Genomic DNA, 15,185 nt, shown 5'->3' with positions numbered 1-15,185 from the left:
GAAGCCATAAAGGTGGAAATCCAAGATACTGAGCCGATTACACACCAGCTGGAAACAGTCAACTTCACAGACGAATCACGCCTACCGTGCGTCGTAACTCTACAAGAAATCGGCGACGACATCTGCGAACTTCACTTTGACCAGCAGAACGCTCCGCGCCTGGTGTTCCGCTCGCCCGTGGACTTCGAGGACCCGCTGACGGAGTTGAGGCAGGAACTTGAGCGCCAGGGCCTGCTCTTGCTGTGCAACAGGTTCCGCCGGAACGCGTTCGTTTCTTCGATGGCCCGCCAGATGAGCACCGGCCTGTCCTGCTACCTGGTGACCCGTGGCCTGCCCGTCGACCCTGGCAACCTCGTCGACTCCCTCGGCCCTGCCCCCAGAGAGACCGTGGTCCTCGCCAAGGAGGGAGCCAGATACATCGAGGAGTGGATCGCCGGCTTCGACGAGGATGATGACGACGATGATGATGACTATTGGCCGTAGCTTCGATGGCACGGTTGGTTGCGCACACGGAACGCAGGGCGGGACGGCGGGAACAACTCGTCTGATGGTGATCGGTCGGTGAGGATGCCGGGCGGGACCTCTCCCAGCGCGGTGAACTTGGCGTCCTGGCGGAGTTGCTCGGCCAGGCGAACGTTGGCCTCCAAGTCGGCCAGCGCGCGCAGCCCCCGCGAAGGCAGCGGCGCGACACCCGCCGGGAGTGAGGCTTGCTGCAGAGCGAGGCGCAGTCCTGGAACCGCGGCGTGGCCCGAGTCGAGTTCCGCCGTCTCATGCCGGTACGGCTGACCCGTCAGTTCGGCGACCTCCACACCGAGTACTCCAGCGAGTTGGCCGAGCACACTCATGCGGTCCAGCGGCAAGCGCCCGTTTTCGACCTTGGACAGCCACGAGACAGAACGACCGATCTTCTCGGCCAGGGTCGCTTGGTCCCAGCCCTTACGATGACGAGCGCGCGCGATCCGCTGTCCCTGTGTCAGGTTCTCGGTAGCCACCTGTCCGCCCTCCTTATCTCCGTCGGCTGACTCGACGATAAGGCGGGTGACCTGCGTCACCAGCAGAAAAACTGCCAGTGCACGGGCACGCCGATCCGCAGGTCAGCCTTCGACCTGCGGAAACATGCCGTCACGCACCAGTAGCGCAACGTGACAGTGGCGCTACTGGATACCGGCGTGGCGTCTCTCTAGCCTGCTTCACCCCTCAAGATCGCGATCCAGAGCTCTTCGGTTCGACGCCACGTCTCCCACTCGCTTTCAACGACGACCAGGCGGCCGATCGAACGTTCATGACGGCGCACGAAGGCAAGGCCGCCAGCGACGCAGAGCTCGAAGACGACCGGCAGACAATCGCAGGTGTAGGCACGCACACGGACACGAGCGGCGCGAGAAGCACCGGGGTGCCAGTGGACCGGGGTCAGATTGGGGCGCTCCTTGGCGGGGTGGACGCTGTGATAGGCCCCGATCTCGGGCGCGGCTCGTCCGTTCCTCTCGCTGGAGGGCATCGATGAGCGACTGGGAGAATCAAGCCGCGCAGCACGCGCCTGCGTGCCCGTGGCCGAGCGCATGCGCTCTTGCCCCACCCGGAGGGGCTCTGCCCTGCCGCTCATCGATGCCATGCTTTAAGCATAGCCACCCTGTAAGCCCCTGTCTATTCCATGGAGATTCATGGAGCTGCATGATCCGGTGTGAAGGGGCATGAAATGCCCTTCTAGCCTCATCGTGTGGCGAGATATGTCGAGCACACGCGCACCTGGGAGTTTGACGAGGATCGCTCTCGATGGGAGCAGATCCTTGAGGTCCTCGTCGTGCGGATCGACGCGGGCGAGTGGGGACCCAAGTTCAAGATCTCCGAAGTCAAGCTGATGGAGGAGTTCGGAGTCGCTCGCCCCACCATACGCAAGGCCATGCAACGCCTCAGGGCGGCGGACAAGATCTACACCGTGCCCAACTTGGGCAGCTTCGTGAAGAGCGCCGGCGACGGGACCACGGCCAGCGACGCGGAGTGAACACCCGACACTCCACCAAGATCATTTCAGGCCCAGTGTCGACGGATGAGAACTTTCTCTACGTCTTTAAAGGCGGTCCGCTGCGCGGCCCGCCAGCGCGTGAGCGGTTTGCGCGCCCGGCTGCGGCTCTTCGGCCGGTCCGGGCACGCACCGCCCCCGCGCTCAGGAGCCAGAAGACACCGCCGATCAAGGCCGTGACGATCGCTCACTTCGGTTCTCACCATAAGTGCTGGGGGCGATCGGCTGCCGCGGGCCTCCTTCGTCGGCCCTTGCCACCGAATCACACGGCTAAGCTATCTCCATGGTCCCGAGCGCGGCACTTTGCTGTACGAACTGCTGCCGCATCGTGCGACTGACGCTTTAATACACGGACGTAAGAGAAACAACAAGGTTGGACGCGAAGCTCTTGAGACAAGATGCTGAAACTAGCGCCAAATCCGACATGGAACTGCAGCTAATCGGGCCACAGCGTCCGGGGGAGACAGGATTTGCCGCAAGAGCTCGCTTTCATCAATCATGGTTCCGCTACCACCTTTTAGGTCTACCTAGATTCGGCGTTACGACACATCACTCCGGAGGCCGAGCGCTAGGCTGCCTCCTCGCGCTGGAAGACGCAGCCAACGGCTACAACTTCCTATCCGACGCAGCCAAAGAGCTTTACGCAGAGAGGCGGAGGCAAGGATGGGGCCTTGACCCCGTCCGAACAACGACCAATATGACTTCGAGCCAGGCCCTAACCCTCAACATAATGGGCCCTCTAAGGGCCGATAAGCGTTGGGTAACTGCGGTGCTATCTATTCTCCTTAAGGAAGATCTAGATACGGTCGACCAAATAAGTGTTGAATACAATCCGCCCAACAAATTGAAGCTCACGGGAGACAGAACCATAATAGACGGCTGGATAGTCGCCAAGACTGGAACGACGACTCTCTCGACGGTTATAGAAGTAAAATACATCGATAGATTTAATAGCAGATATATCGACGTTGCCACGAGAAAGGAATATCGTCGTCTAGCGGACACCACAGGAACTTGGGACCTTAATACGGACCTAGCCAAAGACCGTGCTATAAATCAACTCCTGCGCTGTCATGGAACAGGAGTTGCTGTAAGCCAAGCAAGTCAGCAGACAAAGACCCCGAAAATTCTCGTCCTCCACCACCCTGAGGACCCGCGTGCCAGGAAAATAGTCCATCTTTACAGGCAGATCCTTCGGGATCCAGATTTGTGCATCCCGGTGTCGCTCGACGCCCTCTTTCAGTTGATGCACCGCACGGCACTTTGCAACCAACAACGCGAGCTGGCAAGCAGTCTCACCACCCGGTATCTCAACTACGCGCTCAGCGAGGATGCCTGGCTATCTTATAAAGCCTCACAGCTACCGCCATCGGTGTAACATCACGGGATGCTGTGGCTTCTCTTCTTCTTCTCGGCCAACCCTACATAGGGCGGACCCGGCTCCGCCAATTCTTCTGGTGGCAGCGCAAAGATACCCGCTATCCATGCCTCAAAATAATGAGTATTACCAGGCAGGAAGGGGATTGCTCCGATCCCAAGCACGTCAAGGGCCTCTTTGAGCCTAGAGGTGCTGAAATCTACGGACTCGGGAACTGAAAGAGGATAAAGCGCCGCACCCTTGACAACCGGCCGGGTCAGAGTCCCACTGCCATGACTTCCAACAACAATAGCATCTCTATATCGATGTAGGGCGTTGATAGCATCGGCAGGAGGCCCCGCACACCCGAATCTCTTACGGAAAGAGGCCGAAGCGTCCAACCGATATTTGGCATCGAATATTATATAGAGATCCGGCCAACCGCTATGACGCAACCGCAATACGATGTCTGGCCTTTGCTCGCCAGTTAGCCCACTATAAGATTCGTTATAAGAAAGGCTGATATCCAGAGTCCCTGACCGACATCCGACCGAGCTTCGCCTAGCTTGACGCATGCGCACTCGGATGCCAGTACTGTCGACTGAAATGATGGATGATAGATCCGCTTGTCCGCCCGCCTGCGTTACGACGATGCGGAGCACTTCGATGAAGCACCACGTCTCATACAGAGCGTGGACATCCATGGTGGAGAATTCGATGGAGCCCTGTTCAATGGTGAGCCCGAGCCTTAGAGTGCTTATGGCTTGATACGCATCGCTATATCCCACACCAGACATGAGAGTTAAAGACGTGAAACCTGGCGGCGGCGCCTGAGTTAGGCCATTAAAAAGAGGCAAATTCAGCAGATCAGATATGGACTGTACAAAGCCTTCCACCTCTTTCATCTCGGCTATAAGGCGGCTTCTGTTCTGTGTCATTGACCGCTGCCGGCTCGCTTCGATCTTAAGGCTGGCCTGCACGTCGGCAAGTTTGGTTCTTATAAGCAACAGCCCCATCCGCAGCCATCGATGCTCCGGAGTGTCTAGTGTCTCCACACTACGGCTGGTCGGCAGCAGATTTTTTGTAGGGCCGATGCCATAAATCTCACTCCAACCGCCACTACCCATCCCACGGCTGACACTTTTACGCGTGTAGCTGTCAGCCTTCTTCACCTTCTCTAGTCTGACATCAGTTCCTTCACGCACAAGAGTGCGATGCGGACGCTGGTTGATGCGGTTTATAGCACCAGACAGGCGATGAATCTCGTGGCGTAGAAGTACTATCCAATCCAATTCGGCCTGATCACCTACGTTCGCCGACTTCCCTTTTTGGTGTGTCGCGCGTAGATACTCGAAGGCCAAGGTACGAGACGCCCTCGATATATCACTCAAAATGTTCTGATAGTCGGACTTGTAGTCTATCTTAGTCGGAAATACTTCCAGGACGAGCTGGACTACTTGGTGACCGACGGTAATAGCTAGGGTAGCGAGACCCACTTGACGCCCGAAATTTAGTGTGCCAGCACACATATCGTCGTCTGGATAAGACACCATCGAACCTAGTAGTAGAGGATCCCGATGACCTAGAACAGGCGTCCTGCCTGGCACCAGAGACTTGACACGTACCCTGTAGGTCGTGTCCTCATAGAGAGGGGGGCCGCCCCAGGTATTAGGCGCTATCTGACTAAGCGTGCCGCGATGATTTGATACGTGAGTGCTGATCGAGCTCGACGAAGATACTACCTGGAGATGGCCTTTATTCGGTCCAACTCCCGACAGTACCCAACGTGTCTGCTCAGGACCGTGGATGTCCACGGTTACAAACGGGGTCGACACTTTCAGGAGCAGAGTATTTGCGCTCATAACTACAGCCAGAAGTTTGTGAAACCGACTTCGTCGAGTCGCCTGCGCATCAATTCGAGACGGTCTGAACAGAATGGATACTGGTTTGATGCACCAGATATGCCTTCCAGTTGTGATTCCGTATCTTCTGCGGCTGGTGAGGCCCAGCGACTGAGCTCTTCCAAGACCATACGAATGGTAGCGCCGCTACCCTGAATCCGTGGCAACACCTTCATGGCAATAGCCACATCTAGAGGACTAACGGTACCCGCATCGTTAGTCACAAAGGAGTCGACATAATCTTTGGCTGCGAGGCAAAACATGGCTATCTCATCTCTTACTCGATAGCCGAACTGAAGTTGTGCCTGCTTGAGAATTTCGTTGACTTCTGTGAGGACTTCTATCGTAAAAGAAACCTCTTCTGAGCCGCAAGATGGATGCCCGCTCAGAGATAGGGCTGTAGGGCGCCATTGGGAGCTAAGCCACTTCTTTTTCTCAACCGCCTCGTCGGCCACGGGCCGGATAGCGGAAAGATCAATGTCTGAGAACTCTATCACGAAGGCTCGATCGAGGACTTTCTTTGAGAAGCCGAAAGTCGTCTCGTCCATGTTAACCGAACCCACAATGCACAGATTGTCTGGAAGGCATACACCCGCCCAGTTACTGTGTTGAGATCCATGAAGTGCCGGAACTAACGGTCCTGACTGGATGCGACCATCTGGACCTGGTTGCCGAGTCTCTAGCTTACTAAGCACCTCAGCAAGGTAGTACTCGACGCGTGCGATGTTCATCTCATCTAGAACGAAGAAGAATTGTGATTCCGGCTCATCCATCGCTAGTTTTGCAGTACGAAGCAGCGCTCCAGGCTGGAAAGATCCGTCCAAACGTTCGTATCCCAGCAGTTCACTGCTGTCATTCCAGTCCGGCCGAACGGGCACGATATCACAGTGAGCTTCGGTTGCTTCTGCGACGAGGGCGGGCAGCTTCGTCTTACCTGTGCCAGAAATTCCGGCGAGAATCACAAAAGGTTTCGTTCTTACAGCCGTGATGAAGGCAGCAATCTGCCATGGCTGAAAGACGAAACCTTTTGCTGCGATGTGCTGGATAACCCTATCTACTTCATCTCCATCCACCTCGGCCAGTTCCTGGGCTGAATCTGTTGTACTCGCGTTTCTTGTCACCGATCCAGTTCGTTGCGATCGCGCGTGCGGCGCAGGAGGGAGATAATCATTCGGATTCGCTTGGAACTCATCGAATGCGATAGTCATGTAAGTTCGTCTTCCTCTTCCATCTCAAGGTCGGATAACTCTAAATTGAGATAATCGTCCCCAAAGGAAAGGTCGTCGAGGCTTGTTTCAAAGAGAGCTTCGATTTCTATCGTGCTCAAACGCAGATCAGTTGTCACTCCATCCATCAGCATGGCTGGGCTGGGCGTGCTCCCAAGCCTCAGCTCTAGGTTGGCGAACCTGAACCACCAAACCGCAAGATCGAAAAGATGTGGTCTATGTCCTGAGAAGTACTTCTGTGCGTGCTTGACGATGAAGAAGGCACGTAGTTCTTGTGCACTTCGCTCTCTGATCGTATAAGTTTTAGGCTTCTGACCAGGAACTAGCACCAACGGCGGGGCGCTACTACGCGATTGCCACCGACCCACTGTATCGGAAGGGCCGTTCGAGGGGAATTTTTTTGTTCGATACCCGCGCGTTGTATCTCTCATCGCACCGAAAGGCACGAAATAAGGGTTGTCATCATCTTCCGAGCTACCGGGGGGGCGTCTCTTGGCAAGCTCTTCGATCGCTCGAATGAAGCTCCCTGAGCGCAATCCGGTAACGACTCCGTCAGGGTAGGGGTCATCGGCCTCTGGGGTTTCAAGTTTTATTGCCATTGCCCGCTTGAAGATAAGATAATCTCCAAGGCTCGATTGCGACGATGAGACGCCAAGACGTCTTACCGCCTGCTGCAGCGTAGTCTTAGAGATATAGAGAGTCATTCAATATCCTCCTCTAGCGCCAGTTGTGCATCGAGTTCCTTGAGCCGGCCAGCTGCCTCCTCACAGTATCCTTCGTGAAGGTCTATGCCAATAGATCGAAAGCCAAACTTTTTGGCGACGTAGGTGGATGTTCCGGAACCGTTGAATGGATCTAGGACAACTCCGCCTGGTGGCGTTGAACCTAGAATTGGTATCCGGACGAGCTCTTCCGAGAAGGTTGCGCGATGTTGGCTCCCGTTGCGTTTTGATGTCGGAAGCGACCAGGTATCAAGAGGTGGCAGTATTTTTTGCTCTCCCTTTTTTGTGGTAGTTATACGTCCAACCGGCGTCCTGTCGAAGTAATACCAACGACTTTTCGTCAGATGAAAGACGTATTCGTGAGATATTGAGCAGCGATCGCGAACTTGATCTGGCACCGGATTAGGTTTGATCCATACGTTATCATTCCGCACGAGCCAGCCTCTATCTTGAAGGGCAATGGTGAGGCGGTGCGGAATCAACAGGAGCTGCTTGGGACGCGCCCATCGTCCATCGCCCGGACGATCTTGAGGTCGCATCCCGAAGCGACGAGCTTGCTGTTTTGCTTCGCCGCTCTTGTGTGCACCCTTACCACTCCAATAGGTGTCACCTATATTAATCCAGAGCGAACCTTCATCGCTCAGGATTTCCCAGCAAAGCTGGAAGATTTCGACGAGATTGTCGATGAACTGCTGGGGGTGCTCCTCTTGCCCAAGTTGGCCGTCAACTTTATAGTCTCGCTGACCGTAGTACGGGGGTGAGGTTACAATGCAATTTACTTTGATCCCTGCATCTATAAGCCTCTGGAGGCCGGCTCGAACCTCGCTATGGATGATTATCGACTTTTCGTCCGTATAGTACGCATCTTTTGTGAGAGCGTCCGAACTGAAGACTTCAGGCGAAGCTACTTCCGGATTTAGAGCACGGTTCGCAGGTGTGTCTTTGAGCCTGCCATCCTTCATGGATGCGCGCCCTGGCGGTATAGGTCCTGTGGGCGCCAGTTGTACATGTTCGGGCACATCGCTGGCACTGGCGCCACCGGTTGCCTCTATCTGGCCCACGTAGAACTCCCTAACTTTCTTATGCGGCCCTGGCCTTGCCCGTTGGGCTGCGGCTGTGCAGCGGCATGCCTCTCTTGAGGTTGCGGGCTCCAGAGTACCGACTCGCGTCCTCAAGGCAGACCGCCTGTGGATAACTGAGCCCCGTCTTGGCCTGTGTGCTCTGAGCCATCAAGACCGTACGTCACGGCCCCGACAATCTCGGGGGTGTCTACAGGACTGGATCTAACTCCATGGTGTGCCATAGTGCAGAGGACTTGATCCCAGCGCAAGGTACCCGGTCGTCCTCCAGGTCACGACTTAGCCGTCCACGGCCTTCAAGATCAGGATGGAGACAGACCAACGGACGAACCCAGTCGATGACCGTCGGCAGGAGCACGCTCTCCATCAGAAGGCCAGTGGCACGTGTCACCCTCAGTGCTCGGAGCCTGTAGACCGGCTTCTAGCCTGGAGCGCTCGTTTCTCCACTGCATGCGCCGCCTCGGCCGCGGCAGGGTCACCGCCGGGGGAGTGCTGTACTTCGGTTCTCGCGTGAGGCGCTGCTGGTTCGACTCTGCCGTCATCAGTTCAGTGTGCGCCATCTCCTGCTCGGTGCCTCGTGACGTGAGTAGGGCCATGGCCCGCTCGGCCGGCACCCTTCCACGATCCGAAGCAGCCGGTCAGACGTTGCTGGAGACCGCAGATGGATCAGGGAGTGGATCCGTGCCGGGCGAGTCCGACTGACGCACACCTATCTATCTAACGCGCGCACGCGCGAGTACCACGAGGATCTACCAACTTGCAAGTGGAGCCCACAACCAACTCAGCAAGCGGGATCTAAGACAAGACGCCGAGGAGCGCTCGGCCGGCGCCCTTCCACGATCCGAAGCAGCCGGTCAGACGTTGCTGGAGACCGCAGGTGGATCAGGGAGTGGATCCGTGCCGGGCGAGTCCGACTGACGCACACCTATCTATCTAACGCGCGCACGCGCGAGTACCACAAGGGTCTACCAACTTGCAAACCGCCCCGCCCCAAGGGGCTTCAGGGCGCCATGCGAGATCTTGTTAATTACCATTCGACTCGGCACCTACTATCTGCATTAAGCCCTATTTTTCAAAGCGCGACTTATCTTCGGCACGCCAATCGCCAACCTGGTTGCGATTCGCTCAAAATGATTTAGCATATATATATCAAAACTGCTGCAATTTGCACGAAACATTCCTCCATCAATATCACAACGTGCATTGCGACTTTAGGGTGGACGTTTGCAACGATGGTTAATTTCTCGAATAATCAGGGAAACTTGGACATTGTTCGCGAACATTGCGACCTTATGCTAGCGACGTCGACTCTTAGCCATTTCACCAAGCTACATGCCGACGGGCCGACGGAACTTAGCAGACACCCAGCCGAGGTCTGCGCTTGCTCTCGTCGCGGATGACAGGATCACCTCTGGTGTGCTATAGGCGCGTGCGCGTGCGCGAGTAGCGCTGTGGGCCGCTGTAGTCAACCGTAAGGGCCTAGCAGGGCTAGAGGGTCTCCCAGACCTGCAGGCGGTTTGCTGGGCTCTATGGGTCGTTGTGGAGCCGCGTAGGCGGTACGCTTGCGATGTTGGGTGAGCCCAACGTGACGGCAAAGCTGTCCGGAAACGGAAACAGCCCCCCCGCTGCTACCGGGGGGGCCGTCATCCATAGCTAGTACGACCCGAGGAGGCCATACGTGCACTTCAGTGTACGCGAAGAGGAGCAGGGGAGCCACGTTGGCAGGTGGAAGGACGCCCAAATGCTTGGTGCGCCGCTCCCTGCACCCGCCGTTCCGTTCCTGCAGCAACCTGTTGTGACCATCTGCGGCCTAGCGCTTCTGCTTGGGCTGTTCGTTGGGGTCGTCCTGCCTGCGATCTGGTCCCGCAAGCCGGCACGTCGTACGGCAGCCTTCAAGGTGATGGATCGCATCCTTAGGTTCATGCGCCCGCGCTAATACGAAGCAACAGCGCCGCAGCTGCCGCGCCCTGAGAGGTCTAAGGCGTTTACTCTGAGAGTGGTTCCCAAGCCGCGATCATGGTATTGGTACACCTGCATCAGGCGTCTGTCGGTACTCGATGCCTCGGGCGTTATTCGGGCATCGAGTACCGCATCAAAGCACTAAGGGCAGGTTGACTTGCTATGGCCTCAGAACGCTAGTGTGGCGCATTCTAGGCCGTAGAACGACGCGACTTCCCGGCACATCGCTTTGCACCTCAGCACGTCCGAGGATGAGCGTGGCCGCCTAGTGCAGCCCCATGTGTGAACGTGAACGTCGACGGTGAGGTGCACGATCAAGCGCTCAACAATGTTCAAGAGCGGTGTCAGCAACAGACAGACGAAGCTCAGCTGGTCGTCTGTTACCCGTGCTAAACGACGTCCAGTCGAACGCCAGCCTCGCGAGGTTCCCTGTCCAACTGGCAGGGGACATGCAAGGGATGATCAAGCAAGGGAGGTTAACCGAATACAGCGTTTCAGCAGGTAGATCTAGGTACACAAGCAGTTGCGTCCACGCTCTCCTAAAGCGGGTGCCGCTGGTTCGATCCTGCCAGGGCGCGCTCACCTGGTAGCCCACCCGACAACCCCGACCAAGCATCAAGCTCAGCGCTTCCGCTTCTTCCGGCGCCCACGGGCCCCCGGCGGCCGAGTAGGGACGAGGCGGAGAGGGTGGCGGCCGATCCTGCGGAGCGGCTCCGCCACCTGCTCGCGCAGTTCCCGCATCCCCACCACATCAGGATGCCCCGACGCCAGGATCGCCTCCATGAACTCGTAAGCGTCCCCTCCTCCCATCCTCCTGAGCTGCTCGACCAGCTCTTCAGGCCCAGCGAGCTCCAGCACCGAAAGGAAGTTCTCCGCTCCCAGCAGCAGGTTCTCCCGGTCGCTCAACGCCCCAGGCTGCATCTCCCCGGCGTCGATGAGCTGCGTCCACACGGCGGGCCCGAGAACAGGGTCGTGCCGTAGGTCCTGCAGGAGCCGCCTTCTGGGAAGGGCGTCGGCCAGCACCCGCAGCATCGCCCCCACCCGCGTACGGAACGGGCATTCCCGTACGGCCTGCACCAACGTCTCGATGTCCTGCCCCGGCTGGGCCAGCCACCCGTGGAGCTCCGCGACGGCGTCCTCCGGTGGGTAGTGCTGGGCGAGCACTCCGAGCAGCTCGGCCGGCGGGGCGGTGGCCAGTTCGCCGACGAGGGGGGCGTCGCGGCCGTCGGCGAGGAGGCGGTCGCGGACGCCGCGCATGCCGAGCGGGGTGAGGCGGACCAGCGGGAGGTCGGGCTCGGCGAGGGCGGTGCGCAGGCGTTCGACCGCGTCCGGTGGCAGGGGCTGGTCGTCGTGGTCGAGGTCGCTCGCGTAGAGGGGGTCGGCGGGGCCGCGGCTGAGTTCCACGGCCCCGAGATCGGAGAGGATCTCGAACATGCGCCCCAGGTCCCGGGCGACCTCGCGGCGCCAGAAATCGAGCAGGCGCTTCTCCTGGTCGAGTACGAAGTATTCCTGGCAGGCCAGCCATACCGTCTCTTCGAGCCGGATCACCGGCATCTCGTCCATCCCGTACATGGAGTTGAGCACGTCCGGCAGGATCTCGTCGAAGACCTCGGCCAGGATGGGCTCGGGCCGCCAGGTCGCGACGGGCACGGTGACCACGCGTCCCAGCTCCGGCAGCACCTCGAACGCGCGCCGCCACAGCGTCTCCGGGTCGCGCAGCAGGGGTGCGGCCTTGGCCACGCGGAGGAGCCGGCCCTTGCTGGTGCGGGTGAGGCGCAGCTTCTTGGCCCAGGCGAGCAGCAGGTTGAGTTGCGGCAGGTCGGCGGCGCTGCGGACGCGCAGCTGCTCTTCGCCGGTGCCGAGCAGGGCCGACACCTCGAGGGCGTCGGCGACGCGGAGGTTGCCGGCGTCGGTGAGGGCGCGGCCGTCCTTGCCCAGCCAGTCGGCCAGGGTGATGAACCGCTGGACGGTCCGGCTGCGGCGGGCGGCCTCCGTCAGCTCGGCCGCCGGGGGCAGGGTGACGGGCGGCTGGGGGAAGGCGCGTTCCTCCTCGATGCCGCCGTACACCAGTCGATTCTGCATGATCTTGTCGAGCACCTGCTCGTCGTACGGGACGCGACCGGCGTCGAGTTCGCGTTTGAACCGCTCGAACGCCCCCGGGACGGTGAGATCGAATCCCTGGTCGATGGCCGTGTACGCCCAGAACGTCGCCATCCCGCGCAGCGTGGGGTCGTCGAGGGCGGCCGCGTACTCGGCCCGCGTCCCGGCGATGATCTCCTCCGCCTCGCCGACCGTGACGCCGCGCGGGTCGCGCAGGCCCGTGACGTCGAGATAGCGCAGGTACGTGAGCAGCACCTCCGGGGCGAGGTCGAGCTTCTCCCGCGGTGCCGTCACCTTGTACGGCACGTACCGCAGCAGGAAGAACCTGATGCACGCGCCGTCCCAGTACGCCAGCCGGCCGTCGCGGCTCTCGTGCCGCGCGTCGACGGCGGCGGACAGCAGCAGGCCGTCGACCGGATGCCCGTGATCCTCCGCCCAGGCGACGCATCGACGGATCAGCAGGTCCTTGGCGGCCTCGAATTCCTCGGCCTCTTCAGGTTCGAACCAGGTACGCACGGTCCAACCCTCCCATCCCCGCAGGGTCGCCGTCTCGCCGGTCATGGGAAAGCCCGGGCGTTCGTCGCGGGTACGGGTCGAACCCGTCAGTGATGGGGCCGTGGCGTTCCGAGCCGGAAACGCTCACTCCACCCGCTGAACGTTTCCGGTCACGGACGCCTGGACCAGGCGGAGAAGCGGGGCGGGTTCCGGCTCGCCCCGCTTCCGAATGTCAGCGGTGGATCCGAATGGAGCCCTTGTCACCGGCCGGCGGTTCGGCGTGATCGAGGTCGTACGAGGCCCCATCGCGGTTGTCGTAGACGATCTCGCCGTCCGGGTGGGAGCCGTCGGACAGGCGCCAGACGACGAGCCGGAACCCGTCGGGTTCATCGGTCAGGTAGGCGACGAAGCCGTGGTCGCCCGAGGCTCCCTTGACGGCCGCGCCGCCCTGGGGGGTGACGACCAGCCATTCCAGCGCTGTGGACGAGATCGCGATGTCGGGCAGGTCCGCCTTGAGCCGCCCTTGGCCGGGAGCCGGGCCCTCGTCGTGCGGTCCGTACTTCGGGTTGAGCGCGAACCGGCCGCCCTCGAACGCGCCCGACCCCGTCACGAACCCGGCCTCGGGGTCGTAGACGACCACCATGACCTCGGCCGTGTCCGTGGCGCCGTCGTCGTCGGCGACCTTCACCTTGATGGTGTACATGCCCGGCGCGGTGAAGGTGTGCGCGCGGTCGCACGATCCGTCGGCGGCGTACCGGTCGGTGCTGCCGTCGTCCCAGTCGACCTCGCAGGTGTGGCTGTCGTTGGCGCCCGTGTCGGTGAATTCTGCGGTGAGCGGCACCTGCGTACCGGCCCTGAACACCTGCCAGGGGCGCGGCCCGGTAAGCGTGAGCACCGGGGCGGCGTTGGCGATCCTCACCAGGGCGGTATCGCGGACCGGTGGATTGACCCCGTCGTCGGCCGTCAACTCAGCGGCGTAGAGGCCGTCGTCGGTGCAGGTGATCGTGGTCCGGAGGGCTTGCGGAGCGGAGAACGAGCAGCCGGCGCCCGGGTCGGTCCGGTCGAGCGGCGTGTACGTCCACTGCGTGGTGACGCCGTCCTCACGGTCGAGGACGGAGCCGGCCAGTTCGACGGCCTGCCCCTCGTCGCCCGTGACGTTGGGACCCGCGTCCACGTCGGGCGGGAGGTTCACCGGGTCGGTGCCGCCTCCGCCGCCTCCGCCGGGCGTGGACAGGTCAACGGTGATGTCGGCCCAGAGCGGGTCGTGGTCGGAGTGGAGCGCGTACGTGACGTCGGCGTCCCGTACGTGAATGTCCGGCGAGACGAAGAGGTAGTCGATCTTCTTGCGGGTGAAGATGTTGCCGTGCGTGGACTCGCCCGACCGGCAGGGGATGACGACCGGAAAGGGCGTCTCGATGATGATCCGTTCCGTGATCACGTTGCGGCACGGGCTGTCGACCTCTTTGAACTCGCCGTTCGCGCCGGAGCCGTAGCCGGAGTGGTAGAAGCTGTCCAGGGCGTCCTCACCCGGTTCGGCGTTGATGTCGCCGCCCAGGAACTTGGTGTAGCCGGCGTACTCGGTGTCGAGGATCTTCTTGGCCTGCGCCGCCTCGCCCTCCCGGGCCTCCGTGTCCTCGTCGGAACCGCCGGGCGTGAGGTGGGCGCTGCAGATGACGAACTTCCTGGCCGCCGAGGCCACGCAGAGCATTTCCCGCCGCTCGAAGCCGGCGGGGCTGCCCAGGCTGTAGCCTGCGGGGCGGGTGTCGATCCCCAGGTCGTCGCGGTAGATGATCGCGTTCCCGAAGGGGCTCGGGTGCTTGCAGTTGGCCGGCGTGCCGCCTCCGCTGAGGATCACATCGAACTGCACGCTGTAGGCGGGGAGCTGGTCGTCCAGCCTCTCCAGCCAGTCCTCGCAGCCTTCCTGGATGGTGATGAAGGCGGGGTTGCGATCCTGGATGCTGCGCACCAAGGCGTCGGGCGCCTCGTCACCCTTGTGTCCGTGGTCGTCGTTGCCGCCCGCCATGTTGAACTGGCCGATCTGTATCTCCACGACCTCGGCTTGCGCAGGCAGGGCACCGAACGTGGCCATGACCATCATGGCGGCCAGGACCGTCACCAGAACGCCGCGTAACTCTCCGGGCATATCGCTTCCTCTCGTGGGTTTCGGGCTTATGACATCCCGGTTCCCCTCGGTTGGCAAGCCTTCTGCCTACGTCTGCGGACGGCTTCGGTAATGCTAATGCCTGCCCAGCGTCGCGAGACTCGGAATATGTTGACGTTCTGTGCAAAATAACTCGACTGATAGTTATGAGTGCGTTTCTTCTGT

Annotated in this window: 11 protein-coding genes; 3 read left to right on the top strand and 8 right to left on the bottom strand. The window is 60.2% G+C overall.

The window, feature by feature from the left end; all coding sequences use genetic code 11:
• The first annotated feature begins 12 nt into the window (after positions 1–12).
• A complete protein-coding gene (locus tag OUY22_RS00645) occupies positions 13–483 on the top strand; it encodes a hypothetical protein (protein ID WP_270152632.1) in 471 nt (156 codons plus the stop codon).
• Here the strand turns inward: OUY22_RS00645 and OUY22_RS00640 are convergent.
• A complete protein-coding gene (locus OUY22_RS00640) occupies positions 471–992 on the bottom strand; it encodes a helix-turn-helix domain-containing protein (RefSeq protein ID WP_270152631.1) in 522 nt (173 codons plus the stop codon). The genes OUY22_RS00645 and OUY22_RS00640 overlap by 13 nt on opposite strands.
• A gap of 188 nt (positions 993–1,180) precedes the next feature.
• Complete coding sequence (locus OUY22_RS00635) at positions 1,181–1,612, bottom strand: hypothetical protein (protein WP_270152629.1); 432 nt, start codon at positions 1,610–1,612, stop codon at positions 1,181–1,183.
• 105 nt (positions 1,613–1,717) lie between these two features.
• On the opposite strand from OUY22_RS00635, the gene OUY22_RS00630 reads away from it, so the two are divergent.
• Together OUY22_RS00630 and OUY22_RS00625 are read left to right on the top strand one after the other, a co-directional pair.
• On the top strand, positions 1,718–2,002 hold the full coding sequence (locus OUY22_RS00630) for a winged helix-turn-helix domain-containing protein (protein WP_270152628.1): 285 nt from the start codon (positions 1,718–1,720) through the stop codon (positions 2,000–2,002).
• Positions 2,003–2,393: 391 nt separating this feature from the next.
• Positions 2,394–3,398, top strand: coding sequence for a PGN_0703 family putative restriction endonuclease (locus OUY22_RS00625; RefSeq protein WP_270152626.1), 1,005 nt, complete (start codon positions 2,394–2,396; stop codon positions 3,396–3,398).
• Between the two features lie 2 nt (positions 3,399–3,400).
• Here the strand turns inward: OUY22_RS00625 and OUY22_RS00620 are convergent, their stop codons facing one another.
• The 6 genes from OUY22_RS00620 to OUY22_RS00595 all read right to left on the bottom strand — a co-directional run bounded on the left by OUY22_RS00620 (position 3,401) and on the right by OUY22_RS00595 (position 15,002).
• A complete protein-coding gene (locus tag OUY22_RS00620) occupies positions 3,401–4,906 on the bottom strand; it encodes a DUF2357 domain-containing protein (protein ID WP_270152779.1) in 1,506 nt (501 codons plus the stop codon).
• 335 nt (positions 4,907–5,241) lie between these two features.
• Complete coding sequence (locus OUY22_RS00615; RefSeq protein ID WP_270152622.1) at positions 5,242–6,486, bottom strand: McrB family protein; 1,245 nt, start codon at positions 6,484–6,486, stop codon at positions 5,242–5,244.
• Positions 6,483–7,208, bottom strand: coding sequence for a hypothetical protein (locus OUY22_RS00610; RefSeq protein WP_270152620.1), 726 nt, complete (start codon positions 7,206–7,208; stop codon positions 6,483–6,485). Before OUY22_RS00610 ends, OUY22_RS00615 begins: the two co-directional genes overlap by 4 nt.
• Positions 7,205–8,287 (bottom strand): DNA-methyltransferase, encoded by a 1,083-nt coding sequence (locus OUY22_RS00605; protein WP_270152619.1) that lies wholly within the window; start codon positions 8,285–8,287, stop codon positions 7,205–7,207. Before OUY22_RS00605 ends, OUY22_RS00610 begins: the two co-directional genes overlap by 4 nt.
• 2,598 nt (positions 8,288–10,885) lie before the next feature.
• Entirely contained in the window at positions 10,886–12,880 is a 1,995-nt protein-coding gene (locus tag OUY22_RS00600) for a hypothetical protein (protein WP_270152618.1), read from the bottom strand.
• Between the two features lie 211 nt (positions 12,881–13,091).
• Positions 13,092–15,002 carry a PKD domain-containing protein gene (locus OUY22_RS00595; RefSeq protein WP_270152617.1) on the bottom strand — a complete coding sequence of 637 codons (1,911 nt, stop codon included), beginning with the start codon at positions 15,000–15,002 and terminating at the stop codon, positions 13,092–13,094.
• Positions 15,003–15,185: the final 183 nt, after the last annotated feature.

Origin of the sequence: Nonomuraea corallina, assembly GCF_027620315.1 — a bacterium.
GTDB lineage: Bacteria > Actinomycetota > Actinomycetes > Streptosporangiales > Streptosporangiaceae > Nonomuraea > Nonomuraea corallina.
This window is presented reverse-complemented; position numbering and strand designations above follow the sequence as displayed.

Coding starts and splice junctions, on each gene's coding strand:
- OUY22_RS00615 (WP_270152622.1), bottom strand. CDS start 6,486: ATGACTATCGCATTCGATGAGTTCCAAGCGAATCCGAATGATTATCTC.
- OUY22_RS00620 (WP_270152779.1), bottom strand. CDS start 4,906: ATGTGTGCTGGCACACTAAATTTCGGGCGTCAAGTGGGTCTCGCTACC.
- OUY22_RS00635 (WP_270152629.1), bottom strand. CDS start 1,612: ATGGCATCGATGAGCGGCAGGGCAGAGCCCCTCCGGGTGGGGCAAGAG.
- OUY22_RS00595 (WP_270152617.1), bottom strand. CDS start 15,002: ATGCCCGGAGAGTTACGCGGCGTTCTGGTGACGGTCCTGGCCGCCATG.
- OUY22_RS00610 (WP_270152620.1), bottom strand. CDS start 7,208: ATGACTCTCTATATCTCTAAGACTACGCTGCAGCAGGCGGTAAGACGT.